Below are 25,157 nucleotides of genomic sequence, written 5' to 3'. Positions count from 1 at the left end.
GGAAGTGGGAGAGTTCTGAAATGCCAGCACCCTTTGCAGCACAGCTATGCGGATATCGCCCGAACGGAAATCCGAACACTTCTGATAACGGAGATAGCGGTTCCATCGCTTTGGGTCACGCTTTATTCGCCGAGCTGCAGGTCCCGCAGCAAAACTCTGCTGGAAAGGACCCAGGGGCTTTGCTGGAGACCGCGATTGTTGCCGATCTCAAGGCGCGCCGACCAGATCTTGTGATCGAGCGTTCACGATCGGCAACGGAATTCAATCAATATCAACACCTCGATGTGTATCCGAAATTCCGTAAGGTGCACGTTCCGGGCGGACCCATAATCCGGAATCTGGCTGAAATCGCAGCGTCGCTTCCTGACTCCCCCGAGGCTCGCAAGCTACGCGAGCGGCTACGGTTCGCAGAGTCGAGTTTCGAGACCCAGGACGAGTTCGTCGCGCTCTTGAAATCAAACATGCCGGAGGAGTCGTTTTTGAAAATCGATATCACGGCTGGCGAGCAAACTCTCGACAATGCACCATCGCTTCTATTGGGGCTTTCGGCAAAATGGTCGCTTCGCACAGATCGTGCTCAGGACTGTGTTTCCCAAGGGTCAAAGCTCGCTTCGCAAAGGAGGGGCTCGATGCCGCACTTTGCGGTTATCACGATGGAACCTAGGCCCGCAATGCTGCGAATACTCGCGGATGGCTCAGGGGCAATTGACTACGTCTATCACTTAGATTTACCCGCACTGGCGCGTGCGATAGAACGTGAGGGTAAGGATAAAGGCCCCAACTGGAGCCCCAGGGTGACATTTGACCGGTTAATGAAACAACGGCGTCTTCGCGACTACGACGAACTTGTCAGGGAGATGGTCGCGTTACCGTACTCCACTGTTTCATAAGTAATGGACAAGTCGCTTTTGCGTGTTGATCGCGACACCAGTGCTGGCGCTATCGCGACGAAGACCGATAGCTTACATTCATGCTTGAGAGAAAATCGCTAGTTCTGCATTTCGACCCTCAAACGGTCGACCACCTGGGCGCGAGGATGTACTCGAATCTCCCCAACGCTCTTGCCGAACTGATCGCGAACGCGTTCGATGCAGACGCCTCAAAAGTCGAGATCGTTGTAGGTGGCGATGGCACTATCGGCGTGGTCGATGATGGTCACGGAATGTCGAGAGATCAGGTCGCCAATGACTACCTGCATATCGGCAGAAATCGAAGGATCGCGCTAAACAGCAGATATACCGAAAGCGGCAAGCGGAAGGTCTCAGGGAAAAAGGGGCTAGGGAAGCTCGCCTTATTTGGTATCGGGAAAACCGTTCAGCTAGGCACCACGCGCAAGGGGGACAACCTTGTGACCGTCGTGACGCTTTCTTACGACGCAATGATGGCCGCCGATGGGGTCTACGAACCTTACGAATCGACGACCGACGGACGTGCCTCTGCGCAGGGCACTCGAGTTCTATTGAGTGACTTGAAGCGTACGACTCAGATCGATGCACCGGGCCTGGCGCGTAGTCTCTCCCGCTTGTTCAATTACGCGGACAGCTCATTCGCGGTGAGCGTGATCGATGTTGCGGGGGTCTCCCATCCCGTCTCACCCGAACTTAGGCTGGAAGCGGTGAAGCCCGAGTTCGATTGGAGATTTCCGGCAGACTTCGACGCGATAGACGATCAATTTCTTGTCGAAAGAGAGGTCACCGGCCACATAATCTCGACGGAGAAACCGCTGCCGTCTGGAATGCGCGGTGTCACGATCTACGTCAACGGCAGACTCGCGAACGAACCCGAGTTCTTCGGCTCGTCAGAATCCAGCTACGCGTATTCCTATTTGACTGGTTACCTAAATGTCGACTTCATCGACGGTCTGGATCCTGATGTAATCGCTACAGATCGCCGTGCGATCGACTGGGGTAGCGACGCTACCACCGAGCTGCGTCACGCGCTGGGTAGTCTGCTCATGCGGATCGGTCGAGAATGGCGCGATCGTCGATCGGATAAACGTAAGCGAGATCGCGACAAAGCTCTGCCAACGCCGATGGCAGAGTGGATTGATTCCATCAAGTCGGATGAAAGCGACGATGTTCGAGGTCTAGCAAACGCGATCATTTCAGAGGATCTCGATATCACTGCGGAGCAGCAGAACGAAATGCTACGAAGGTTGCAAGACGTAGCGCCGCCGAACGCCGAGTTTGTGTGGAGGCACTTGCATCCGCAGGTGCAAGATGCCGGGCGTGCGCAGTACGAAGCAGGAGACTACTTTGGCGCAGTTCAAGAGTCGCTCAAACGATACGTCAAGGTCCTAAAGGCCTCGCCCGGAGTCACGGCTCAGAGTGAAATGGACGTGCTCAATTCGGCTCTTGGTAAGGGCGGGAAACTAAGAGTATTTGGGCGATATCTGGCCGGAGCACAGTTCACTGCCAACACAGCCGACAACGTTGAGGAGGGGCAGAAGCAGATGTCGTTGGGCCTCCACGTAGGATTTCGCAATCCTCTTGCTCACGAAGAGATTGCCGAACTACACAAGGCGGGCGCTTTCAGTTATCAAGATTGTCTAGAGGCGCTGGGTCTTCTGTCTCACTTGTGGAGACGGCTTGACGGAGCGACGCCTATGCCAGTTCCTAAACCGGGGCCGTTGAAGAAGAACTAGCGGCTGTTGTCACCCGAGCTCTCGTCGAAGTATCGTGCGTTTGGGAAATGCGTCGGGCGGTAGATTCGGTTGAGAACTCGCCGCCATATTTATTAGCTTGGCCGCGGGGATGTCGGCAGGCGCCCATTCGAGCGAAATCAGCTCGGCAGGCGCGAGCCAGCGAACCTCAGAGTGCTCCGTCAGGACTGGTGTGCCGGAGAGTAGCTCGCAGTAGAACGTCGTCAGCACAACGATTCCGAAGTCGTACTCATGAGTCGTCGTGGTGATCAGCTCGCCCACGGCCACCTCGCACTCGAGTTCTTCCGTGATCTCGCGCGCGAGGGCATCGCGGGGAGTCTCGCCAGCTTCGATCTTGCCGCCGGGAAACTCCCACATCCCGGGCAAGGCTCCGCCGGGTCCGCGCTGGGCGCAGAGGATCAGACCGTCGCGCACGATGACCGCGCCGACAACGTTGATCTGTTTCTTCACGGATGATCTCTCTCGGGGGATGTCCACAGGGGCATCCGATCGGCTTTCGAAGCAGGCTCAACCTGCTCGCTTCAGCCTATTGGCGAGACCAGGCTGCGCGGAGTGCAACACTGCCCACGGCCGAGCGACGTCACTTCTAGCAGCTCGGGCACCAACACCTGAAACGTGCACCTGTGGCGCCGACAAGATCCGCCCGGCGATGCGAGTCAAGCGGAGTAGGCCCACCGCTTTATAAACCAGTCAGCAAGCAGCTCGGAGCGATTGTCGAGGTCAGACGGAGACCAAGTCTCGTATGCCTTTGAAAACTCTCGAGCTGTCTTGAACGCCGAGTCGTTGGCGTACCGATCGCGCTTTTTCTCGTACTTGGCGTTACCTAGCGAGCTATTCATGGCGGAGCTCAGCGGGATCAAGTTCGCGAGAAGGTCTTTCTTCTCATCGTGTTCCTTGTTAGTAAAGCTAGCCCAGGCTGCGGAATGAGAGTTCGGAAGGACGTGTTCGATCCATGGATCAGTATCGACCTTGTCCCCGCCGAGACTTTCCTCGTATTGAGCCAGCACGTACTTGGTTATAGAGGTGCCATATGCCGGGCGATTCATAACGCTGGCCTGTACGAGGGCGTCATCCGGCCAAGCTACAGTTTTGTGTTCCGAAATCTCCTTCGTGACCCTCGACGCCGTGATATCTCCCTCGCAGTCTTGCCAGAGCCGCTTGAACACCGCGTGTAGACCGGTTGGTTCGTGCCCACAGATCGCTCGACGGGTGAGGAATGCGTCTAGAACATCGAGTATCTCTATGGCATCGGAAATATCGATTTCCTCCTCCGCGGCAGCTCTTGTGAGTCGCATTACGAATGGGAACGTTGATCCGGGCATCTTTGCGAGCCGAAGCCGGTCTATTCGCCGACTGATCTCCACGGGCGACTTGGTGCGGTTCCCAGAGGTAACTAAATCGAGAAAGTCGTTCTGGTAGTTGTGGAGTTCATCGATTACTTCGATGGGATTCTTGCCATCCCACCGCTTCTTTAGCGTCGTATAAACCTCTGATTTCCGAAGGTTGGGCTCATGGATCAGGCCAAAAGGAAAGAAGTAGTCGTCGAAATAGTTTTTGTCCCCGAGCTTGAAACCTGCGTAAAACGGTTGCCAGTTATGAGTCTCAATCGTTGTAGCCTCTTCGGGATTCTCAATAGCGACTCGCGTAAAGACGTCATTTCGAACGAGGTCGCCGATTGTCATCGGTTCTTGTCGCGAGTTGAGGCTGTCAAAAATTTTCGGGCCATTAGTGGGGTCTTGGACGTCAATCTGGACGACACTCATTTTTTGCAGAAGACACGTGTAGAGCAATCTGATGCGCTCAACTCCGCCTTCTGCGATCTGAGCACGAAAGAACTTCTTCGCGAGCAAAAAGTTGGCAGCGATTCGGCCCTTTGTTTGAGTCGACTCGGGGAGAGGAACAAAGCTGAACCCTTGGAGGCTTTGATCGAAATTCTTGGTCCCCAGCACTTCTCGGATGACCGCATTTAGGTCGCCCTGATCTTCCTTACACGGGTGGAGGGTCAGGTTCGAACGTGCCCCAGTGCTGATACTTGTGACGAGATACTTCCGGAACAAATTCGCCGCTTCCGCGTGCTCGCCAAGATCAATGAGGCTGCGAACAACCGCGCACATATAGAGGTACATGGTGGTCAGCCGCTGCTGGCCATCGATTACTTCGTAGACGGACGCTTCGGCTGGCTTCCCTGACAATCCATGAATGATTATCGCGCCAAGAAAATGAACATCGGACTCTTCATCCACGAGGCTCAACAGGTCGACGTTGAGCTGGCTTAGCCGTGCAGGTTTCCATTTATATGGTCGCTGGAAAAACGGAATCGAGAAGATTGAGTCGTTTCCCATAAGGGACGAAATATCGGCTTCGTCGGCGTTGTTCGTGAGTTTTACTTTTGCTTTGGCCACGCTCGAAGCATATCGATTAGCTTGCCTTCAGCAGTAGGACCTATTCGGGGGCTGGACTGCCGCCCAAACGTCACTTCTGGCAGCTCGGGCACCACCACGTGAAGCGCGTATCGGTCGGGCTAGTGCCGAGCTGCGCCGACTCGATACGCGTACCGCACCGCAGGCACGCTTCCCCGCGCCGCCCGTGCACCCAGTAGCGCGGTTTTCCCCGCGGCAAGCCAGTGAGATTGCGGATGGGGCGATCCTTGTTCACCGTGATCGCCTTGTGCGCGAGCGCCACCAGACGTTTCGGGTCGGCGACCTCACCGATCGGCGTATCGGGGCGGAATCCGCGCAGAAAGCTCAACTCGTTCGCATACACATTGCCGAGGCCCGCCAGATTCCGCTGATCGAGCAGCGCGAGCGCGACCGGCCGCACGGGGTCTGACAGCAGGTTCGTTAGCGCGAGGTCGGCATCCCAATCAGGCCCCAGCAGGTCAGGCCCTAGGTGCCCCACAATGCTGTCTTCGGATGCCGTCGGCACCACCTCAAGCAGTCCAAGTTCGAAACCGACCGCCACTTTCGTTGCCGTGCTCAACACACCCCGCGCCAGATGCGCCGGCTTGCGCCAGCGCTCGCCGGCGCTGTAAATCTGCCAGACACCCTCCATCTTGAGGTGGCTGTGGATGGTGTGGCCGTCGCTGCCGTCGCCGACCCGAATCAGCAGGTGCTTGCCTCGCGGCACCACGCTTGTGACGGTCTGGCCGCTGAGGTCGAGCGTCGCAAAAGCGGGCACCCGAAAGTCGGTGCGAGTGAGAACCTCGCCGTCGAGCGCTGCCCGCAGTTTCGCGGCCGCCTTGTAGACGGAATCACCCTCAGGCACGCAGCCTCAACCCCTGCGGTGTCGCGACAAAACCAGCCTCCACGAGGGCTTTACCGACCGGGGTGCCGACCGCGAAGTCGCCATTCACCTTTTCGATGCGCAGCTTCGGCAGCGTTCCGCGCAGGGTGCTCGTCAGCGAGCGGGTCGCGGCATCCACGACGGCTGGTTCCAAATCGAAGGCCAGCAGCGACTTGCCGCCGCGCTCTAGGTAGAGCGCAAGATGCCCATCAACGATCACGACGATCGCACCCGCCTTGCGGCCGGGGCGATGCTTCTTGGGGGAGTCAGCGACGGGTTTCGCGGATGCGGCAGCGGATGCCGTTGCCGATGCCGAAGTTGCAGCCCACGCTTCCGAGCCATCGTCGCGAGCCGGCCCAGCGCCAGAACTCGCCGCGCCAGCAGCGTCACCACTCTCCGCCCCAGCATCCTCACCGCCGAGCCCCGGCCAGCCGAGAGCAGCCCCGTAGGGGTTCGCGGGATCTGTCGCGGCGAGAGTGATCGCGCGAAGCTCGGGCGCAGCATCCGGATCCCGAGTGAAACCACGAAGGCGATCGACGGTCGCGCCGGTCGCGAACTGGGCAGCGCCGAGCCCTTCGATGAAGTAGCCGCGGCGGGCGCGACCGGTCTCTTCGAAGCCGCTCAGCACCCGGTACGTCAGGGCGAAACCACCACGGATGCCCTCGCTCACGACCGCGCCGCGCGTGACGACAGCGTGCCGCTCCAGCATCAACTCAGCGGTGGACTTGGCGCGTACCGTCGTCTCGCCCTCGGCAGTTTCGAGCAGCGCCCACCGGCCGGACGCACTCGGCGGCCCCGCCTGCATGACCGTCGAGACCCGACCGCGATATGCCCGAGCTCGCGCCGGACGCGGTGCCCGAGTGGCCCGCACGGTTCCGCCAAGGTGCGCACGCAGGGGCGCAAAACTGTCATTCGTGATGAGCGACCGCCACACCAAATCCCACAATTCCTTCAGCAGCACCCTGTCATCCGTGCTGCCCACCTGATTCGACAGCTGCCTAAAGAAGAACGCACCGCCACCGGCCAACGCCTCCAGAATGTGCTGCTGCAGCTCGCTCAGCCCATCCCGATCAGGCTCGGGCAGAGTCAGCGCAGCCGTCGCCGCCGGGTGCAAACTGATCCAGCCATCACTGCCCGCCAGCGCACTCTGCCCCGCCCACACCACTTCGCCCGACGTCGTCAGCTCATCGAGCCAGGCGGGCGAATAGTCGCGCACGCGCGAACCCAGAATGAAGTTCTCCCACGCGGATGCCGGCGCCGAGTACCCAGCCAGCTGGTCGATCACTTGGGCCAGGCCATCAATTCCGCGCAGTGAGTCACCGGCAGCGGACACGTGTTGCCACGCGGGCAGGAACCGACCAAGCGTCGCGTGGGACACCGGCTCGACCTCTTGCCGCAGTGCCGCAAGCGAGCGACTGCGTAGGCGACGCAGCACATCGACCGAGCACCATTCGGTGCCGCTCGCGCCGGGGCGAAACTCGCCATCAACCACTCGACGGTCGGCCGCGAGGCGACGCAGGGTGTCCTGCACGACGGCGGTTCCGAGACCGAATCGGGCTGCGGCATCCGCCAGGGTGAAGGGTCCGTGGGTGCGGGCGTAGCGACTGACGAGGTCGCCGACCGGATCGTCGACGGGCTCGATGAACGCGGCGGGCACGCCAATGGGCAGGGGAACTCCGAGCGCATCGCGCAGTCGCGCCGAGTCTTCGATGCCGGCCCAGCGACGTTCGCCCGCGATGGTCACTTCGAGCACGCGGTTCGCTTTCGCGAGCCCGGTGAGGTCGGTCGTGAGGGCGGCGCCGGTCACGAGCGAGCGCGCTTCGATCTCGGCAACGGACTGCGGGCCGAGCACGCGCAACAGGTCGACGAGCCCTTCCGCATTCCGGGCATGACGGTCGGGCACGAGTCGCTGCAGCTCGTTCTCGGTCTGGGCGATCACGTCGGGGTCGAGCAATTCACGCAGTTCTGCGCGGCCCAGAAGTTCGGCGAGCAGCGCCGGGTCGAGGGAGAGCGCGGCCGCGCGACGCTCGGCCAGCGGCGAATCACCCTCGTATACGAAAGCAGCCATATAGCCGAACAGCAGGCTGCGGGCGAACGGCGACGGCACGTCCGTTTCGGTTTCCATCACGCGGATGCCGCGGCTCGCGATCCGCTTCGTCAGCGCCGTGAGCGCCGGCAGGTCGTACACGTCTTGCAGTACTTCGCGCACCGTCTCAAGCACGATCGGAAAGCTTGGGTACTTGCGCGCGACATCCAGCAGTTGCGAGGCACGCTGGCGTTGTTGCCACAGTGGCGAACGTTTGCCGGGGTCGCGGCGCGGCAGCAGCAGCGCGCGGGCGGCGCACTCCCGAAAGCGCGCGGCAAAGAGCGCGGAGCCGCCCACTTCTTCCGTGACAATCTGTTCGAGCTCGTCAGCGTCGAACACAAAGAGGTCGGCACCGGGCGGGGCGGCGTCGGTGTCTGGAATGCGCACGACGATGCCATCGTCACCGGCCATGGCTGCGCCATCCACTCCAAGCTGTTCCCGAATGCGCGCGGTAATCGCCAACGCCCAGGGCGCGTGCACGGGCATGCCGTACGGGGAATGCAAGATCACACGCCAGTCGCCGAGCTCGTCGCGGAACCGTTCCACCACGAGAGTCGTGTCGCTCGGAACGTGCCCCGTCGCCGACTTCTGCTCGGTGACGAGGGCGAGCAGGTTGCTCACGGCATGCTCGTCGAGCCCGATCGACTCGGCCCGAGCGCGCGCATCGTCAGCGGATGCCGTCGCAATTTCTTTCGTGAACGCCCCGATAGCTTCGCCCAGCTCGGCCGGGCGGCCTAGGCCATCGCCCTTCCAGAACGGCACGCGACCGGGTTGCCCGAAGGCGGGGGAGACGAGCACTTGATCGTGGGTGATGTCTTCGATGCGCCAGCTGGTAGTGCCGAGAGCGAAAACATCGCCGACACGGGATTCGTAGACCATCTCTTCGTCGAGTTCACCAACGCGGCGGCCGGGCGCTCCGGCTTCGCCGCCGATCATGAAGACACCGAAGAGGCCGCGGTCGGGAATGGTGCCGCCCGAGGTGACGGCGAGGCGTTGAGCGCCGGGGCGACCGCTGAGGGTTCCCGCGACGCGATCCCAGACCACGCGGGGCCGCAGTTCGGAAAACTCGTCGCTCGGGTAGAGGCCACTCAGTAGGTCGAGGGTCGCGTCGAAGGCACTGCGCGGCAGGGTCGAGAAGGGCGCGCTGCGACGCACGGTGTCGAACCAGTCCTCAATATCAATCTCGTCGAGGGCGACGGCGGCGACGGTTTGCTGCGCCAGCACGTCGAGCGGGTTTGTCGGAACGGAGAGGGCTTCGATCTGGCCGCTCCGCATCCGCTCCACCGCAACGGACGTGTGGATGAGGTCGGTGCGATGCTTCGGAAATAGCAGGCCTTTAGAGATTTCTCCGACCTGATGCCCGGCTCGCCCAATGCGCTGAAGCCCACTCGCAACCGACGGCGGCGACTCGACCTGGATCACGAGGTCGACGGCTCCCATATCGATGCCGAGTTCCAGCGAACTCGTGGCGACGACGCAGCGCAGCACTCCCGTCTTGAGGTCGTCTTCGATGATCGCGCGCTGGTCTTTGCTGACCGAACCGTGATGCGCACGGGCGAGCAGCGGGGCGGCTCCCAGCGTGGATCCGCCCTGCGCCATCATCTGGGCTGGCGGCTTCCACGGTTGCTGCGGTGCGGCGTAGGCGGCGGCATCCGCACTGGCTTGGGATCGCGTGATGGCCTCGACACCGTCAACCGTGCCGTCGCTCATCCGCTCGTCGTAGATCTCGTTGAGCCGTGCAGTGAGGCGTTCGGCAAGCCGCCGCGAGTTCGCAAAGACGATTGTCGAACGGTGGTCGAGAATCGCGTCGACGATGCGCTCCTCGACGTGCGGCCACAGGGAACCCGTCGACTCGGGGGTCGCCTCATCATCGTGGCCGGAGCCTCCCGCCGCGGTGTCGCGCGCCGACGCAACAGTGCCCGGAATCGTCATATCCGGCACCGGCACTATCACGCTCAACTCGAACGTTTTTGCCGACGGCGGGTGCACGATCGTCACGGGGGCGCGTCCGCCCAAGAACCGAGCAACCTCTTCAATGGGGCGCACGGTGGCGGAGAGGCCGATGCGCTGTACGGGTTTCGCGAGCAGAGCATCCAGCCGCTCCAGCGACAGCGCAAGGTGCGCGCCACGCTTGGTAGCGGCAACGGCGTGCACTTCATCGATGATGACCGTGTCGACGTTCTTGAGGGTCTCGCGGGCCGCCGAGGTGAGCATCAAATACAGCGACTCGGGAGTCGTGATGAGGATGTCGGGAGGAAGCCGGGCAAGCAGGCGGCGGTCTTGCGCAGTGGTGTCTCCCGAGCGCACTCCCACGGTGATGTCGGTCTCGCCGAGCCCGAGCCGCCGAGCGGTTTGGGTGACGCCGACGAGCGGTGCGCGAAGGTTGCGCTCAACGTCAACGCCGAGAGCTTTGAGTGGCGAAATGTAGAGAACGCGCGTGCGCTGTTTCGGGTTGGCCGGGGGAGGGCTCGACGCGAGTTGGTCGATCGCCCACAGGAAGGCGGCAAGAGTCTTGCCGGAACCGGTGGGGGCAACGACGAGCGCATTCGCTCCGGAGGAGACGGCATCCCACGCGCCGAGCTGCGCCGGAGTGGCAGCATCGAACGCGCCCTCAAACCACTCTCGGGTGGCGGGCGAAAACTTGCCGAGCACATCGCTCATTGTTCTATCTTCGTCGCAACCGCTGACAGCGCACCACGGGTTTCGCCGAAGGCGTCGGCAGAGTTCGCCGAAGGCATCGCGCCACACGCGTTCGGGCACACTACGCGTGAGTGTGCAGAAAACTCACCAGATCGTTCAACTCGTCAGTCGAGATCGAATGCGCGAGCCCCTCATAGATGTGCGACTCCGCGCGAGTGTGATCAACAAGCCACTCCTCGGTGCGCTCAATGTTCACCGCCGGAATAACCGCATCGTCGGTGCCGCGGCCCCAAAACACGGGCGGTCGGATGCTCGTGAGTGCCGCATCTCCGGAGTGCTCGGCACTCACCACAAAGCCAGAGAGTGCCACGGCGCAGGTGAAACGCTCCGGGGCGAGCCGCAAAAGTTGAAGCGCCATGGCGGCACCCTGCGAGAAACCGAGGAGGCTGACACTCGTGAATTGCTGATCATCGAGCCAGGAAAGCACTGCTTTGGCTGCGTCATCCACGAGTTCAACATTGTGGCGACCGTCACCACTGAGATTGATGGGGAACCACGAAAAGCCGCCGTTTTCGGGGATCGGCGCTCGCAACGAAGCAATCACCGGTTCGAGCGGAAGCCCGGGTGCCATTGCAAACAGATCGCCCTCGTGGGAGCCGTACCCGTGCAACAGCACGAGCAGCGGACGCCCGGCTCGTTCACGTTCAGGAGCCGACCAGAGCACTGCTGAGGAATCAATCTGCATGAAGCAAAGCCTACGGGGCGCCGCTGAGGCTGAGGTGGGTCCCTAGACTGCAGTTGACAGCCCGAAGGCGAAGGAGCCGAAGCATGCAGCTAGAAAACAAAGTTTTCGTAGTCACTGGTGGTGGCAATGGAATGGGTCGAGAGGTGGTGCTCGGACTCCTTGCCCGTGGTGCCCGAGTCGCGGCGGTCGACCTCAACGAGCCAGGGCTTGCTGAGACGGCGAAACTGGCAGGCGCAGCATCCGCCCAGCTCACAACCCACGCCCTCAATGTGACCGACCGCCAAGCGGTGCTCGCCCTGCCCGGCGAAGTTATCGCGGCCCACGGGCAGGTTGATGGTGTGCTGAACGTCGCGGGGATCATCCAGCCATTCGTGAAATTGGCTGAACTCGACTTCGACACCATGGAGCGGGTGTTCAACGTGAACTTTTGGGGAGTCGTGAACATGACGAAGGCATTCCTGCCCACCCTCATGAAGCGACCCGAGGCTGCCGTTCTGAACGTGTCGAGCATGGGTGGGTTCCTTCCGGTTCCCGGCCAAGCCGCCTATGGCGCCAGCAAGGCCGCAGTGAAGCTGTTCACCGAGGCTCTGTATTCAGAGAGCCTGGGAACGAACCTCGCCGTCACGATCGTCTTCCCTGGCGGTGTTGGCACCAACATCACGGCAAACTCCGGCGTAGAAATGCCGGAAATTCAGGGTGCTGATTCGGGCAAGGAATACACAACGACGAGCCCAGCGGATGCGGGCCAACAGATCATTGACGGCCTACAGAAGGGTGCTTTCCGGGTCGTCATCGGCGGTGACGCCAAGTTCATGGACCGTTTCTCGCGGTTCTCTCCCCGCCGCGCAACCGAGCTGATTGCCAAGAAAATGAAAGACCTGCTCGGCTAAGTTGACGTGCGACGGAGACACTGGTTGGCATCCAGTGTCCCGCCGCGCGCACGATAACCGCGCACTATGGGTGACAATGGAGCATGAGCTCCGTCGGCACACCAGACCCCAACTCTGCTTGGCTATCAGATGAGGAACTTGCGGAGACCCGCAGACGACTTCCGCTTCTCTATGTTGAGGCTGTTCCTGTGCGCGTGGATGGGCTCGGTCGCGTCACCGAGGTCGGCACACTCGTTCGCGGCAATGATGGCGAGATCACTCGCACCCTCGTCTCTGGCCGAGTGATGTTCGGCGAGAGCCTGCGCGACGCACTTTTCCGCCACCTCGAAAAAGACCTCGGCCCGATGGCCTTCCCGCTGCTCCCCGCAAGCCCGACACCATTCACCGTCGCCGAATATTTCCCGTGGCCAAGCGACAGTCAGTACACGGATGTTCGCCAGCACGCTGTCTCGATGGCCTACGTTGTCCCGGTCACCGGTACCTGCGAACCGCGCCAGGATGCTCTCGAACTGACCTGGCTCAGCCCAGCTGAAGCGGCATCCGAAGCGGTTACCGCCGACATGGAGGGCGGCCGCGGGTCACTACTGCGCGCAGCGCTCGCCTCGGTCGGCGTACTGCCGTAACTGCTCGCCCGCTCCCGCGGCGATCCCCAGGCGCGCAGCTGCTGCGTGCTGCTGCCGTTGGCTCGCGCTGTGTGCTGCTGGCGCCAGCCCCACCCGTGTTGCCGAGAGGCGTTGCCCCAAGGGTGACCCAAGGTGTGGCCCCAAGGTGTGGCCCAAGGTGACCCAAGGTGTGGCTCAAGGTGACCCAAGGTGTGGCCCCTTCGGAAACTCAGGAAAAATCGCCCAGCCAGAAACGCCGTCGAGCGCGGATGCCCGCAATGCCGGGCCTTTATCGGCGAGTAGCCAAGCGGCGATACGAAATCTCCTGAATTTCCGAAGGGGCGCCGTTGCGAAATCAAGTTGCGCCACTACACCTTGCGGCAGCGGCAGCGGCAGCGGCAGCCACGCAAGGACAGGTTGCGCCAGCACGAGCCGCGGAATCCGCACCGCGCACCCCGCGAAACCCGCAGCACCCCGCCGCAGGCGCCCCGTTAAACACCTCAGGGCGACGAGTCCCCGCCCAGCAGTGCTGGGGAAAACTCGCCGCCCTGAGACGGTAAAGCTGCGTTACTAGCGACTAGCGACTAGCGACTAGCGCCAAGTAGCGAGAGGAGTTAGCGTCCGCTGCTTGATGCACGACGGTTGGGTCGCACTACCTGGCCAACGCGAACGGGTCCGCCTCCGGCCTGGGCGCGGCCTTTGCCACCGCGCGGACGCGTGGGGGCATCGGATTGCTGCTGACGTGGCTGGTGAGTTGAACGCTGTTCTCCAGCACCGGCACCAGCTACGACTGCGCCGCGGCCTGAACCCTGGCGATCGTTGCGCTGTTGTCCGCCACGGCCGCCGTTGCCTGCGTTGCCGCCGCGCGACTGGCCATCACGAGCCTGGCCATCGCGACCCTGTCCGTCACGCGACTGTCCGCCACGAGCGCCACCACGGGCACCTTCGCGAGCGCCGTCACGGCCGCCATCGCGGCCGGCGCCTTCGCCATCACGACGAACACGCTTACGCTGGGCGTTTGCACCCTGCGAGCGTCCGCCCTGTGACTGGCCACGAACGGGTGCTGCTGCGCGGGGAGCGGGGGTCACGTATTCTGCGACCTCTCCGACAAGTGCGGTTACGGCATCCGACTTCGCGTTGACGTGCTGCGGGGTCACCGTGATGGCGGCCTTACGCAACAGCGTTGCGGTGTCTTTGCGCTGAGCCGGAAGAACGATCGTCACGACGTCGCCCTCTTCTCCTGCACGAGCGGTACGGCCACTGCGGTGCAGGTAGGCCTTGTGTTCTGCTGGCGGGTCAACGTGGATGACCAGCTCGATGTTGTCTACGTGCACGCCTCGCGCTGCAACGTCGGTGGCGACAAGCACCTTGACGTCGCCGGCGGAGAATGCGGCGAGGTTGCGGTCACGGGCAACCTGCGAGAGGTTTCCGTGAAGGTCAACGGCGGGGATTCCGGCGTCGATGAGCTGGCGCGCAAGCTTCTTGGCGTGGTGCTTGGTGCGCATGAAGAGGATGCGGCGGCCGGTACCCGAAGCGAGCTTCTCAACAAGAACGCGCTTCGATTCGACACTTTCGGTCTCGAAGACGTGGTGGGTCATGGCCGAGACGTGCGAGGTTGCTTCGTCAACCGAGTGCAGTACCTCGTTGTGGAGGAAGCGGCGAACCAGCTTGTCTACACCGTTGTCGAGGGTGGCACTGAACAGCAAACGCTGTCCATTGCTCGGGGTCTTGTCGAGGATGCGGGTCACAACGGGCAGGAAGCCAAGGTCGGCCATGTGGTCGGCCTCGTCAAGCACGGTGATCTCGATGGCGTCGAGGTTCACGAAGCCCTGCTTCATGAGGTCTTCGAGGCGACCGGGGCAGGCAACAACAATGTCGACGCCAGCCTTGAGGGCCGCAACCTGGCGGTTTTGGCTTACGCCACCGAAGATCGTGGTGGTGTTGAGGCCATACGCGGCAGCAAGAGGCTCGATAACAGCAGAGATCTGCGTTGCGAGTTCACGGGTTGGCGCAAGGACGAGTCCGAGTGGGCGACCCGGGCGGCGCTTGCCACCGGCGAGCTTGCCGCCGAGACGAGCAACCATGGGAAGAGCGAAAGCGAGGGTCTTGCCCGAGCCAGTCTTTCCACGGCCGAGCACGTCGCGACCACCGAGGGTGTCGGGAAGCGTGTCAACTTGAATGGGGAAGGGTGACGTCTTGCCGTCAGCCTCGAGTGCAGCAACAAGCGCGGCTGGTACGCCGAGCGAGCTAAAAGTGTGATCAGTCAAAGTAATGGTGCCTTTCAGGCATAAGTAACAGATGGGCGTTACACCGGAGGCGCACAGGTTCAGAAAGCTCAGTTGCAGTTCACGAGGAACGGCACTGAGCTGATCTACACCGACCCAATCAGGCGTTTCGCACGGGTGCGGCACACAGGTCAGATCTCGAACTTTCGTTCGGCGCGGATGACTCCAGTCCGCCGGAGAAAGTTATCTACGAGCCACACGTTTCTGATTGACGTGGACGAGAAGAGGGAAGCGTTCTACGACGCAGGGAAACATAATTGTTTCGCAAGTACTGCAACCCTAGCAGTTATGTCCCTAGTAGCGCTCACCTACCGGCACTTGCACAGCCAGAGTGTTCCCGGCCTGCGCGAGCGGGCACGCCCACGCGGGGTCGTAAGCGCATGACGGGTTGTAGGCAAAGTTGAAGTCGAGCACGAGTGACTCTGGCGTGCTGCCCGCTCCAAGGTCGGCACCCTTCACAGTGTCGAGGAGATAGCGGCCGCCGCCGTAGGTTCCACCCTTAACGCGAGAGAGCGCATCCTTCACGGGGATGAAAATGCCGCCGCCGTACGAGGCAAGACGCCACACATCGAGCGTGCCGACCTGGTCGATCTCGACCGTGCCGAGCAGGTCAAACGGCACTACGCCATCCGTTCCCGTCTCGACGTCCATGCGACGACCGTCGCCCGGAACGATGGATGCCTCGAAACGCCAGTCGGGATCGTACGCCTCAAACGGCAGCCCCTTAAAGTCGCGCAGGTCCTCAGGCAACAGCGGCGAAGCTGGATGCGTGGCAAACATCTCATCTCGTCCCGCACGCCAGTCGGCGTGGGCGCTCGCGGCATCCGGGTTCTCGCGGACGGCGGCGTAGAGAGCAAAGTTGCGGCGGCGCCAGTCGGCTACCTGAAGTGCGGTCATGGTTTCAGGTTATCTCGCGCAGCCGACAGCGAGCTTGGTGGTGATCTCCCTTGTGTTTTGGTCTCGCCATGCGTGGCCGTCTTGCCTAGGTCTTGCGGGTCAGCAGCTCGCGCACTTCACTTTCGGCAGAGGCGAGTCGCTGCGGGTCGATGGTCTCGCCCGCCGAGAAGAGGTCGACGATGCGGGGGTCGACGTAACTCTTCTTGGCGATCGCTGGGGTATTGCCGAGCACCTCAGCGGCTGCCTCCATTGCCTCCCGAATCGCCCGCGAGTGTGCCCGCTGGCTCTGCTTCGGGCCGCCTTCTGCAGTGCTTGCCGCTAGGCTCACCGCCAAACTTGATGCCGCAGCAACAGTGCCACGAAGCGTGCGAAAGTCCTTTGCCGTGAAGTCGCCGCCTGTGCGCTCGCGAACATAGTCGTTGATGTCAGCCGCGGTTAGCGACCGGCGCTCGCGGCCTTCTCGCCATGAGAGCACCGAAGCATCTGGAGCGCTGCGCAGGCGCCGCCGGATGAACTCGGCGAGGTCGGCATCCACAATTTCGCTCTCCCACTGTTGGCCGCTTTTGGCGGGAAAGCAGAGTTGCACGCGGTCGCCAACCACGGTGACGTGATCGCACAGCAAAGTGGAGAGGCCGTGGCTGCCGTGCTCTTCGGCGTAGCGTTCGCTGCCGACACGCAATGAGCCGGTGTCGAGCATCCGAAATGCTGCCGCAAGAGTGCGAAGGTGAGGGTCTTCGCTTGAGCGCAGCGTGCGAGTAACAACACCGCGAGCGGCGGGAAGCACGGCCGCAAGCTCAAGGGCACGATCGAACTTCACACGATCTTGGCGCTCACGCCAGACCGGGTGATAGATGTACTGCCGGCGGCCAGCTTCATCGAAACCGGTGGCCAGCACGTGACCATTCTCGTAGGGGCAGATCCACACATCAGTCCACGCTGGCGGGATACCCAACGCCCCGAAGCGCGCCTTGAGGGCGGCTTCGGTAACCGTTGCACCATCCGGGTCGCGATAGCTGAAGCCTCGCCCTGATCGCACGCGCGAATAACCGCGCCCTGTTGTATTGCTCCGCCGCAGTCGAGGCACCGCGTTGTCCTTTCGCGCCCACGATTCGGCTCACGAGCCGACGGCTGAAGCCACAACGGCCAACCTAAAGACTCAGATTAGTTCGCCTTGTTGTGCCCGAACCCCATGTCGGAGCAAGACGCTGAAGCGCTGCCCCACGCCACTGCCAAAACGCCCAATAGAGCGGCCACAGCAGGGGAGTAAGCACGCCAGCGCTAAAGCTCAGTTGATCGCGATAGAGAGTTTTGCCCCCGGGAGCGTGACTGATCGCCATGGAATGTTCCCACTGATCGACGAGAGCGAGAGGACCACTGAGGCCTCGCCCACTGTCGCGCATCACGCGAACGCCATCAGGCATCTGCGGGTACGACACGTCAATCACTTGCTGACCAACGGGGCACAACCCGAAAGCAGACATGCGCACCGGATGCTCGCCCGGCTGCCACAGCTCAGGAAACCCGCCAACCTCAAGCGACGTGAACTGGGTGAGAGGGGCAGAAACCTCGCGAAAGACGTGGGGGCTGCGGATAGCGCGCCACGCATCATCGGGGTCGCAATCGAGTACGAGCTTCAGGAGAACACGCATGCTCCTATTTTGCGCTCGTCTGAGTCAGGAATCCACTGCTCTCACGAATCCACTGGTCTCACTAGTCCACTGGTGTCGCCTATCCAGTGGCCCACCAATCCCGCCCCGGTGTCGCCTGCCTGTTGTGCCGGTGGGCCCTGAAAGTACACTGAACGCATCGATTCGGCAGGAGCCATGATGTCTATTTCTCAGCCCGCAAGCCCAGATTCGAATGATTCCTCGCACAACTCGGGCAACGCGCATCCGGTGCCAACGACCGCGCCGTCACCCGCGCCGTCAACCTCGTCGTCAACCGTTCCAGCGACCATGACTGCTGTTATGGCGCGGCAGTACGGCGGTACAGATGTTCTCTCGATCGAGACGATACCGACGCCCTCGGCGGCACCAGGCAAGTTTCTTGTGCGGGTGCTTGGGTCTTCTGCCAACGCCCTTGATTGGCGCATCCTCAGTGGCACGCCGCTGTTTGTGCGTTTGGTGATGGGGTTGCGCACCCCGAAGCGACAGACCCCGGGGGCGGATGTTGCGGGCGTTGTCGTTGCGGTCGGTGACGGTGTCGCAGATTTTGCGGTCGGCGATGCCGTTTTCGGTGAAGCTTCGGGTGGGGCTTTTGCAGAATTTGCCATTGGCACAGCCAAGAATTTCGTGAAACTGCCGAAGGGGGTCGACTTTGTGGCGGCGGGCGCGACTCCGGTGGCCGGGCTGACGGCACTGCAGGGCTTACGCACCCACGGGGCAGTGAAGCCTGGCGACCGCGTGCTCATCAATGGGGCAGCGGGCGGAGTGGGCACTTTCGCGGTCCAGATCGCGCGAGTACTCGGGGCGGCGGAGGTTACCGCTGTGTGTAGCGGCCGCAACGCCGAGCAAGCGCAAGCGCTCGGAGCAACGCGCGTCATCAACTACGAGACCGAAGATTACAGTGCTGACGACAGTCAGTACGACGTTGTCTTCGACATCATGGGCAACCGGAGTGCCGCCGAAGTGCGCAGCATTTTGGCGCCAGGTGCCCGCTTCGTTGGGGTCAGCGGTCCGATGAAAAATCGGTGGGTTGGCCCGGTATTCCATCTCATGCGCATGGGTTTTGCGTTTAAGCGAGCGGATGCCACTTTCCACCAGTTCACGGCCAGCCCAACGCCAGAGGATCTCACCTTCCTCGCGCAGCTCCTCGCTTCGGGGCAGATCACTCCCGCCATCGAGCGCGTCGTGGGCCTCGATGGCGTTGCTGCGGCCATCGACCAGATCGCCTCGGCCCACGGGGCGGGCAAGATCGCTGTAGTCCCGGGCCGCTCTGCCGCGTAGCAACGGTGTTTCTGGTGTCACATTCGGTAACCAAACATGCTTGCCGCCCGCTCTGGCTTTAACCTCGTTGAGTGAACGATCCCCGCACCCAACCCCAGTATCAGGTCCGTTTTGGCTTTGGCCGCCGTCAGGCGCTCGAGCTGAGTGCCGGCGCCGATGTTGTGGTGTGGGCGGATGCTCTTGCCGACGGCTCGACGCCCGTTCCCGAGCTGCCCGAATCGTTCTCGATTCTCCGCGCCGGAACCGGGGCAGCAACAGCTGTCGCCGACTGGGTCATTGCGCAACAAGAACTCAAAGGTGACCGGTTCACCGTCGCTGTCATCGCCGCTGGCGACGCCGATGGAGGCTTCACCGTCGACGACCTCCTGGCCGCCGGAGCGATCATCGATGCCCTCGCCGACGCTGGCATTGATTACATTTCTCCGGAAGCAGCATCCGCCGTCGCTGCCTTTACGACCTTGAAGCCTGCCCACAATCACCTCTTGTCGGCGAGCACCGCTGGCCAGCAGCTCATTCAGGATGCCGGACGCGAATTACTGGATGCCGCAATTGTCAGCAACGCTGCAGCTAGTTTTGCCATCATTCGGCACAGTGGGGAACTGGTTCGGGAATGACGCTTGTTCCTCGAGCGTTGGATTCACCAGACACTGAATCACCAACACCGACTCAATGGAGGACAGTATGAAGGCAGTAATTGGCGGCACCGTCATCGCAGAAGCACCGAAGGAAGATCTCCTCAAGATTGAGGGCAACTGGTACTTTCCGCCGGCCAGTGTGAACCATGAACTGTTGGAAAAGAGCCCAACCCCGTACCACTGCCCGTGGAAGGGTGACTGCCAGTACTTCACCGTTAGCGCCAACGGCCAGAAGTTCCAGGATCGCGCCTTCAGCTACCCCGATATTCTTCCGGGTGCTGCCGAGCGGGTTGGCAAGGACTTCTCCAACTACGTCACGTTCTGGAAAGAGGTTCAGTTCGTCGACTAATCGACAACTGACCGTATCCCGTTAGCGACCCTGCGTTCGATCGTGAACGTGAACCGTCGTTAGGCCGGAACCTCGCATTGTGCGCAGTTAGCGTGCCGCATTTCGGGCACGGTGGCTGCGCACTTTTGCGCGGTTGCCGCAGCGTTGCATCGAGCACCAGCGGCGGTTATTGGAACGCGATTCGTCGTAGAAGACGAGAGCGCAATCGTCGGCTGCGCATTCACGAATTCGTTCATGTTGTTCTTTACCGAACAGGAAGACGGCTTCGCGGGCCATTGTCGAGAGTGCTTGCCCGGTGCGAACAGTGGTTCGGCCAGCCTTCATTCCACCTCCCGCAAGTCGCGGCGGAACATCCGGTGTCGCGGCAAAGAGATTGATGACGTCGATCTGTTGAGGATCAGGAGTCTCGTTCACGCTTAACGCGGTAGCAATAGTTGCGATTGCGTGACGCAGTCCGGTGGCGTCGGTCAGGTCGCGCTCGCTGACGGTGCCATCCGAAGCGTCAAAACGTTCGTCAAGCCAGGTGGCAAGGTCACTGGGGGTGTGCAACTTTTCCCAGTCCGGGTTGTTGCCCATTGCGCCAGTGTAGGCAAAGTCGAGGGCTCGCGAGCCCGAGTCGAACCACCACTGTCGTGACGTGCTTGACGTGAACCATTGGCCAGTAGCGCCAGCGGGGGTGGAGGTGCCGGTGGTGCGTGTGCCGCCGGCGAGAGCAGAAGTATCGGGATGTTGCACCTAACCATTATCGCCGGTTACGGGAGACGGTGCGGTGCACCCATTCGATGCGGTTGGCGCTAGAGAATTTGCGTGCGCAGAGACCACACGCGAGCACCCGCGTGGGTTGGCGGTACCGGTAATGCTGGTGGCCCGCGGGGCATGAACCTACCCATGGTGCGAACTCGTCGGCTATCGCTCCGCTGTGAAGTCGTTTTCCTTCGTAGCCGAGTTCCTTGGCTACAGCCTTCCAGCGGGCTCCGTGGCCGGCTCCCGACCCTGCCATGGCATGAGCAATCTCGTGAAGCAAGACCTGGTGGATCTCATCATCCTCATAGCGGGCGGCCAAGTATTTTGAGACCGAAATGCGCTTGTGGGTGTAGTTGCAGAGGCCGGCACGCGTTTTGGCGTTATCGAAGGTGAACTGCCACTCGTCAGTCAGATGAAGTCGGATGAGCGCGTCAGCCCACACGCGCACTCGGGAAAGATCGGCCACCTATTGAGGCTAATCGACGTGGGTCAGCCCAACCGCACACGATTGTCGACAGGCTCTACGGCATCCGCTGCAGTCACAGCGTCGATGGATGCTTCGCGCTCGGCTTCGCGTTCGGCACGAGCACGGCGGCGCTTGCGCTTGCGGATGCTAGAGATCGATCCGCTCATGATCATGAATCCGGCGTAGATAAAGAGTGCAACCGCGATGAGGGGAACGAGCCACGTTTTGCCTTCGCCATTCACAAAGTTACTCACGTTTCCGATCCACGGAACGCTGTACCAGAGCTTGCCCTGCACTTGAATGGGCAGCACTTGAAGTTCGTCGGCGACGTCATTGTTGTCGCCCTTGAGGGTAAAGGTGCGGCCTCCATCGCTTGAATTTGTGATGCCGGAGACGCGGTGAGTGATGACACCTGGCTTGCCAGACTCGATTTGGTAGGTGATGACATCACCCATCTCAATGTCATTGGTGTCGATGGGCTTGACGACGATGAGTGTTCCCGGAGGAAGACCCGGTTCCATCGAGCTCGTAAGCACGGTAAGTGGAAGGGCCCCGGCGAGATTCGGAATCACTATGACGAGTGCTCCAACCAACAGCACGAGTCCGAAGAGGCCAGCACTGATGCCAACACCGAGGTAGTAGAGCAAGCTTTTTGGCTTCTCATCTTCTGCCCGTTGTGTCTTACGAGCGTTGGCACGCGCGGTGAGCTCAGGCATCTTCCGTGTCCTTTCGTGAGCGCCGACCGACGAACCATGAGATCCCGGCACCGATCATTGCTGCCAGCACCAGAATCAGTACAAGGTACTCCTCGTAGAGCCGCCACGTATTGGGGTCGAGACTAAAAGTTGACGGCACGGCGGGCAGTGCTCCGCCATCCGTTGCTCCGTCGGGTTGTGTGGCAGGCGTTGGGCTTTGACTCGGAGCCGGGACGATGAGAGCGCCAGATAGCGTGCCTGTCGGTGCGCTGGGGTCTGATGCGCCAGGGCTCGTCGGGGTCAGCGGAACCGTTGTGCCTGTGCTGTCGCACTGAGTGAGGGGCAAGGCGCCCGGAGTTGTGTCTGAGAGGGCAAATCGCAGTGAGAGGGATGCGGTTGCGCCTTGACCGTCGGTGCCGCTGAGGTTTCCCAAAGCCAGCGTTGCCGTAACCGGGACGATTTTGCCCGGCGCAAGAACGGTGCCCTCGTGAACAACCTGGCACGGATTCGCTGAACTGATCGCTTTCGCTGTGCCGGCTATCGCTGGAGTGCTCGTGGTCAGGTTCAGCGCGTTTCCGTAGTGCTGGTCGGAGAAGTTCACCTCGCGCATGGTGATGCGCAAGTAGCCGTCGACAGTGCCCGTGTTGCGAACGTAGATCGTCTCGGACTGACTATCGCCTGGGCTCAGCCGGGCAATGTTGTCAAAGACTGCGGCCGAGTAGATGCGTGAAAAGTTGACGCCGTCATCGCTAACTTCAACCACCCCGGCACCACTGGCAGCACTTGCAGGTGTGGCACCAAGCATCGCGCTTAGTGCCACCAGAATCGCTAGTCCGGATGTCCGGCGGGTTGCTATCCGCATGAGAGCCCCGAGCCCTGTCCCCACCAGTTATATGAACGAGGTTCAACGGGGATATTGGCTGAGTCCGCGGACTCCGTTCCGTCTGATGCGACTGCTCGAACCGTGAGGTTTCCCGTTACACCGCTACCCTGCAGACCCATGGAGTTCGATGAGGTGTTCGCGAGGTAGCTGCCCTGCCAATAGACGTTGTAGCCGCCGTTGGGTGTCGTAAACCCGCTCGGGGTGCTCCACGAGATCGTAATCACGTTCTGGTCCCGCTCGTTAACACACTGGGTGTTGGTCGGCGCGTTAGGAACGGTAGTGATAAAGATAACCTGCGCGAAGGTGCGGCTTGCTGCGGCGAGGGAGTCGGTCGCATTCCAGTTGGTTCCGGCGGTGGTGTTAACCGCAAATGTTGCGCTCGTCGACTTTCCGGCCTGGGTAGTCATGCTGCCGGTGAAGCTGGTGGAGGCGCACAAGAATGCTGATCCGGTAGAAGCCACCGTCATGTTCAAGGTTGTCAGCGATACTGTTCCGCCACTGAGCGTCGTTGAGACGACCGGGGTCGTTGCGGCGCAGGCGGCGCTCGTGCCAGCCCAGAACTTGACGGCGATCTGGTTGCCGGCAAGCGTGCCCGAACGGGTGATCGTGATGCTGCTCACCGACGCTTCAACCGAGCCGGTGTTGCGCACGGTTATTGGCTTGGTCACGGTTTGATTCGTTGAGGTGTAGGTAAAAGGGCCGAAGGCGGTAATCGTGGCGGCGCCTGAAGCAACTGCTGTCGTCACCGAGACCGCACCGGCCGTCGCTGTTGCATTTTTTGAGGACGAGGCTGTCCAGGCCGCAAAGCTCACGCCAGAGACCAGAGTGAGGAACACCGCAACGCCGGCAATCAACGACATGCGAGTTGAACGCTTCATGCCACGGCCTTCGGCGGATGCTGTGCCCGCTGTGTGGCGAATCATGGCTGAACTCCGGCGATCGTTGCCACGATTGCTGCACTTGCGGACTGTGCTGTCGCGGGTGCGTTCGCAGGAAGAGTCACCACGAGACACGCGCTCGTTGTCGCGCCAGCGGCGATCGTGCTGTTGAGAGTTCCGGAAGGAGCAACCGAGGCGGGGCAGGCGCCGTTGGCCACCGTGATGGTGAAGGGATTTGCGGTCGCAGCGGGAGTCATGGTTGCTGCGATTGTCGCAGAAAGTGTGAGGGGAACGTCACCGGTGTTGGTGATTGTGAAAGTTCCGGTAACTGACTTGCCAGGGGCAAGTGCAGTCCAGTTGAGGGTTTGTGAGCCGACGGTCAGGGCGGCGGTGCCTGCGCTGATGGTCGATCCGGGGGCTGCTGTTACTGAGGAGTTCAAGTAGGCGTAGGTGCCGCCGGTGCCGACGAGGCCCAAGGAGACGGTAATCGCAAGAATTGCTGCCGCTTTGATGACGCCGAATGCGCCAGCGCCCAGTCGGGTGAGCGGCGAAGTGGAGCGGCTCTTCTTGCGGCCGTTAATCACGTCAAGACGGCGCAATCCGCGAACTGGTGAAGAGTTCATGGTGCACCGCCTTTCAGGTGAAATCTAGATGAGAGTGAAGCAAGGAAAACTGCTGGGTGTGCGTCCCTCAGGGCGCACACCCAGCCGGGTAAAACTAGTTCTGTGTGAGCGTGATGCTGAAGTTGCTGAGCGAAACAGCGCCGGTCTTCGAGCCATTCTCGGCACCAGCGGTTGTGCTCTTCGGGTACGTGATCGTGACGGTCACAACTACCGGCTGTGTACCAGCGGCCGGGCTGATGCTCGTCGCGGTCGCACCATTGACGGTGAAGGTTGCCGACTTGGTGAGCGCTGCTGCAAGGGCGGTGTCTGCAGCGGTTGCCGAGTTGACCGGTGCGATTGCGAGCGTGCCGAGGGCGATTCCTGCGGTGAGGTTGTCGCCGGTTGCGGTGACGTTGAAGGTCTTCGTGTAGGTGACGGTGTCGCCGGGAACGATCTTGAAGCCAGCAGGTGAGGCAACGGTTGCTGCGGAGCCGAGCTTCCAGCCGTCCGTCGCACCTGTTGCTGCGACGATGTCGAGCGTTCCTGCGGTGATGCTGCCCGGTGCGCTGACCGTTACTGCGGAGTTCCAGGTTGCGAGTGTTCCCGCGCCACCGAGGAGCAATGCGATTCCTGCTGCGCCTGCGATGGAGCCTTTAACGAGCTTGTTCATGATTTCCTTTCGCGGCGCAGCGATGCTGACCGGGAGTGATTGAGGTTCGGGTTATCGGGATTCAAGAAGCTGTGTGCTGGTTTCGGGTTCCTGCGCAAGCTTCGGGGCTCGCGTTCAACTTCTGAATCGAATCTACCTGTCCTCACTATGGAGGACAGTCCCCAGTAATGGGGGGCAATTCTAGTCCGCATGATGGGGGAC

General features: G+C 61.5%; 23 protein-coding genes. 7 read left to right on the top strand and 16 right to left on the bottom strand.

The annotated features are described in order from the left end of the window. Positions 1–20: 20 nt before the first annotated feature. Positions 21–890, top strand: coding sequence for an NgoMIV family type II restriction endonuclease (locus ACOH1Z_RS05800; protein ID WP_449647496.1), 870 nt, complete (start codon positions 21–23; stop codon positions 888–890). Positions 891–970: 80 nt separating this feature from the next. Beyond that, entirely contained in the window at positions 971–2,644 is a 1,674-nt protein-coding gene (locus ACOH1Z_RS05795) for a TIGR02391 family protein (RefSeq protein ID WP_449647495.1), read from the top strand. A 9-nt stretch (positions 2,645–2,653) separates the two neighbouring features. Here ACOH1Z_RS05795 and ACOH1Z_RS05790 read toward each other — a convergent pair whose 3' ends face one another. From ACOH1Z_RS05790 to ACOH1Z_RS05770, 5 genes are all read right to left on the bottom strand, one after another. Beyond that, entirely contained in the window at positions 2,654–3,112 is a 459-nt protein-coding gene (locus ACOH1Z_RS05790) for a (deoxy)nucleoside triphosphate pyrophosphohydrolase (RefSeq protein ID WP_449647494.1), read from the bottom strand. A gap of 206 nt (positions 3,113–3,318) precedes the next feature. Beyond that, positions 3,319–5,064 (bottom strand): DUF262 domain-containing protein, encoded by a 1,746-nt coding sequence (locus tag ACOH1Z_RS05785; protein ID WP_449647493.1) that lies wholly within the window; start codon positions 5,062–5,064, stop codon positions 3,319–3,321. Between the two features lie 70 nt (positions 5,065–5,134). Beyond that, entirely contained in the window at positions 5,135–5,926 is a 792-nt protein-coding gene (locus ACOH1Z_RS05780) for a DNA-formamidopyrimidine glycosylase family protein (RefSeq protein ID WP_449647492.1), read from the bottom strand. Further along, positions 5,919–10,691, bottom strand: a complete 4,773-nt coding sequence (locus ACOH1Z_RS05775; protein WP_449647491.1) for an ATP-dependent helicase — start codon at positions 10,689–10,691, stop codon at positions 5,919–5,921. The genes ACOH1Z_RS05780 and ACOH1Z_RS05775 overlap by 8 nt, the downstream gene beginning before the upstream one ends. A 100-nt stretch (positions 10,692–10,791) precedes the next feature. Continuing rightward, the gene (locus ACOH1Z_RS05770) at positions 10,792–11,415 is read right to left on the bottom strand and encodes an alpha/beta hydrolase (protein WP_449647490.1); all 624 of its coding nucleotides are present in this window, start codon (positions 11,413–11,415) and stop codon (positions 10,792–10,794) included. A gap of 83 nt (positions 11,416–11,498) precedes the next feature. Here ACOH1Z_RS05770 and ACOH1Z_RS05765 point away from each other — a divergent pair, with 83 nt between their 5' ends. Beyond that, on the top strand, positions 11,499–12,305 hold the full coding sequence (locus ACOH1Z_RS05765) for an SDR family NAD(P)-dependent oxidoreductase (RefSeq protein ID WP_449647489.1): 807 nt from the start codon (positions 11,499–11,501) through the stop codon (positions 12,303–12,305). 83 nt (positions 12,306–12,388) lie between these two features. After that, positions 12,389–12,928, top strand: coding sequence for an NUDIX hydrolase family protein (locus ACOH1Z_RS05760; protein ID WP_449647488.1), 540 nt, complete (start codon positions 12,389–12,391; stop codon positions 12,926–12,928). A 593-nt stretch (positions 12,929–13,521) separates the two neighbouring features. On the opposite strand, the gene ACOH1Z_RS05755 is transcribed toward ACOH1Z_RS05760, so the two are convergent. From ACOH1Z_RS05755 to ACOH1Z_RS05740, 4 genes are all read right to left on the bottom strand, one after another. Beyond that, positions 13,522–15,174, bottom strand: coding sequence for a DEAD/DEAH box helicase (locus ACOH1Z_RS05755; RefSeq protein WP_449647487.1), 1,653 nt, complete (start codon positions 15,172–15,174; stop codon positions 13,522–13,524). A 312-nt stretch (positions 15,175–15,486) separates the two neighbouring features. Beyond that, entirely contained in the window at positions 15,487–16,089 is a 603-nt protein-coding gene (locus ACOH1Z_RS05750) for a DUF1684 domain-containing protein (RefSeq protein WP_449647486.1), read from the bottom strand. Positions 16,090–16,174: 85 nt separating this feature from the next. After that, positions 16,175–17,173: a DNA topoisomerase IB gene (locus tag ACOH1Z_RS05745; protein ID WP_449647485.1), complete on the bottom strand. Its 999-nt coding sequence runs from the start codon at positions 17,171–17,173 to the stop codon at positions 16,175–16,177. A gap of 64 nt (positions 17,174–17,237) precedes the next feature. After that, the gene (locus tag ACOH1Z_RS05740; protein ID WP_449647484.1) at positions 17,238–17,738 is read right to left on the bottom strand and encodes a hypothetical protein; all 501 of its coding nucleotides are present in this window, start codon (positions 17,736–17,738) and stop codon (positions 17,238–17,240) included. 177 nt (positions 17,739–17,915) lie between these two features. Between ACOH1Z_RS05740 and ACOH1Z_RS05735 the strand changes: the two genes are divergently transcribed. From ACOH1Z_RS05735 to ACOH1Z_RS05725, 3 genes are all read left to right on the top strand, one after another. Next, positions 17,916–19,034, top strand: a complete 1,119-nt coding sequence (locus ACOH1Z_RS05735; protein ID WP_449647483.1) for an NAD(P)-dependent alcohol dehydrogenase — start codon at positions 17,916–17,918, stop codon at positions 19,032–19,034. 71 nt (positions 19,035–19,105) lie between these two features. Further along, positions 19,106–19,648 (top strand): 2-phosphosulfolactate phosphatase, encoded by a 543-nt coding sequence (locus ACOH1Z_RS05730; RefSeq protein ID WP_449647482.1) that lies wholly within the window; start codon positions 19,106–19,108, stop codon positions 19,646–19,648. A 67-nt stretch (positions 19,649–19,715) separates the two neighbouring features. Next, entirely contained in the window at positions 19,716–20,018 is a 303-nt protein-coding gene (locus ACOH1Z_RS05725; protein WP_449647481.1) for a DUF427 domain-containing protein, read from the top strand. An 87-nt stretch (positions 20,019–20,105) separates the two neighbouring features. Here ACOH1Z_RS05725 and ACOH1Z_RS05720 read toward each other — a convergent pair whose 3' ends face one another. The 7 genes from ACOH1Z_RS05720 to ACOH1Z_RS05690 all read right to left on the bottom strand — a co-directional run bounded on the left by ACOH1Z_RS05720 (position 20,106) and on the right by ACOH1Z_RS05690 (position 24,956). After that, complete coding sequence (locus ACOH1Z_RS05720) at positions 20,106–20,753, bottom strand: CGNR zinc finger domain-containing protein (RefSeq protein ID WP_449647480.1); 648 nt, start codon at positions 20,751–20,753, stop codon at positions 20,106–20,108. A 7-nt stretch (positions 20,754–20,760) separates the two neighbouring features. Continuing rightward, the gene (locus ACOH1Z_RS05715) at positions 20,761–21,228 is read right to left on the bottom strand and encodes a SprT-like domain-containing protein (RefSeq protein WP_449647479.1); all 468 of its coding nucleotides are present in this window, start codon (positions 21,226–21,228) and stop codon (positions 20,761–20,763) included. Between the two features lie 23 nt (positions 21,229–21,251). After that, the gene (locus tag ACOH1Z_RS05710; RefSeq protein ID WP_449647478.1) at positions 21,252–21,944 is read right to left on the bottom strand and encodes a signal peptidase I; all 693 of its coding nucleotides are present in this window, start codon (positions 21,942–21,944) and stop codon (positions 21,252–21,254) included. Next, positions 21,937–22,686, bottom strand: a complete 750-nt coding sequence (locus ACOH1Z_RS05705; protein WP_449647477.1) for a hypothetical protein — start codon at positions 22,684–22,686, stop codon at positions 21,937–21,939. Before ACOH1Z_RS05705 ends, ACOH1Z_RS05710 begins: the two co-directional genes overlap by 8 nt. An 89-nt stretch (positions 22,687–22,775) precedes the next feature. Beyond that, positions 22,776–23,729, bottom strand: coding sequence for a hypothetical protein (locus tag ACOH1Z_RS05700; RefSeq protein WP_449647476.1), 954 nt, complete (start codon positions 23,727–23,729; stop codon positions 22,776–22,778). Further along, positions 23,726–24,307: a TasA family protein gene (locus ACOH1Z_RS05695; RefSeq protein ID WP_449647475.1), complete on the bottom strand. Its 582-nt coding sequence runs from the start codon at positions 24,305–24,307 to the stop codon at positions 23,726–23,728. Before ACOH1Z_RS05695 ends, ACOH1Z_RS05700 begins: the two co-directional genes overlap by 4 nt. Before the next feature lie 94 nt (positions 24,308–24,401). After that, positions 24,402–24,956 (bottom strand): alternate-type signal peptide domain-containing protein, encoded by a 555-nt coding sequence (locus ACOH1Z_RS05690; RefSeq protein WP_449647474.1) that lies wholly within the window; start codon positions 24,954–24,956, stop codon positions 24,402–24,404. Between the last annotated feature and the right edge of the window lie 201 nt (positions 24,957–25,157).

It is taken from the genome of Rhodoglobus sp., assembly GCF_053580035.1.
The sequence above is the reverse complement of the archived record's forward strand: the minus strand, read 5'-3'. Positions and strand labels throughout refer to the sequence as shown.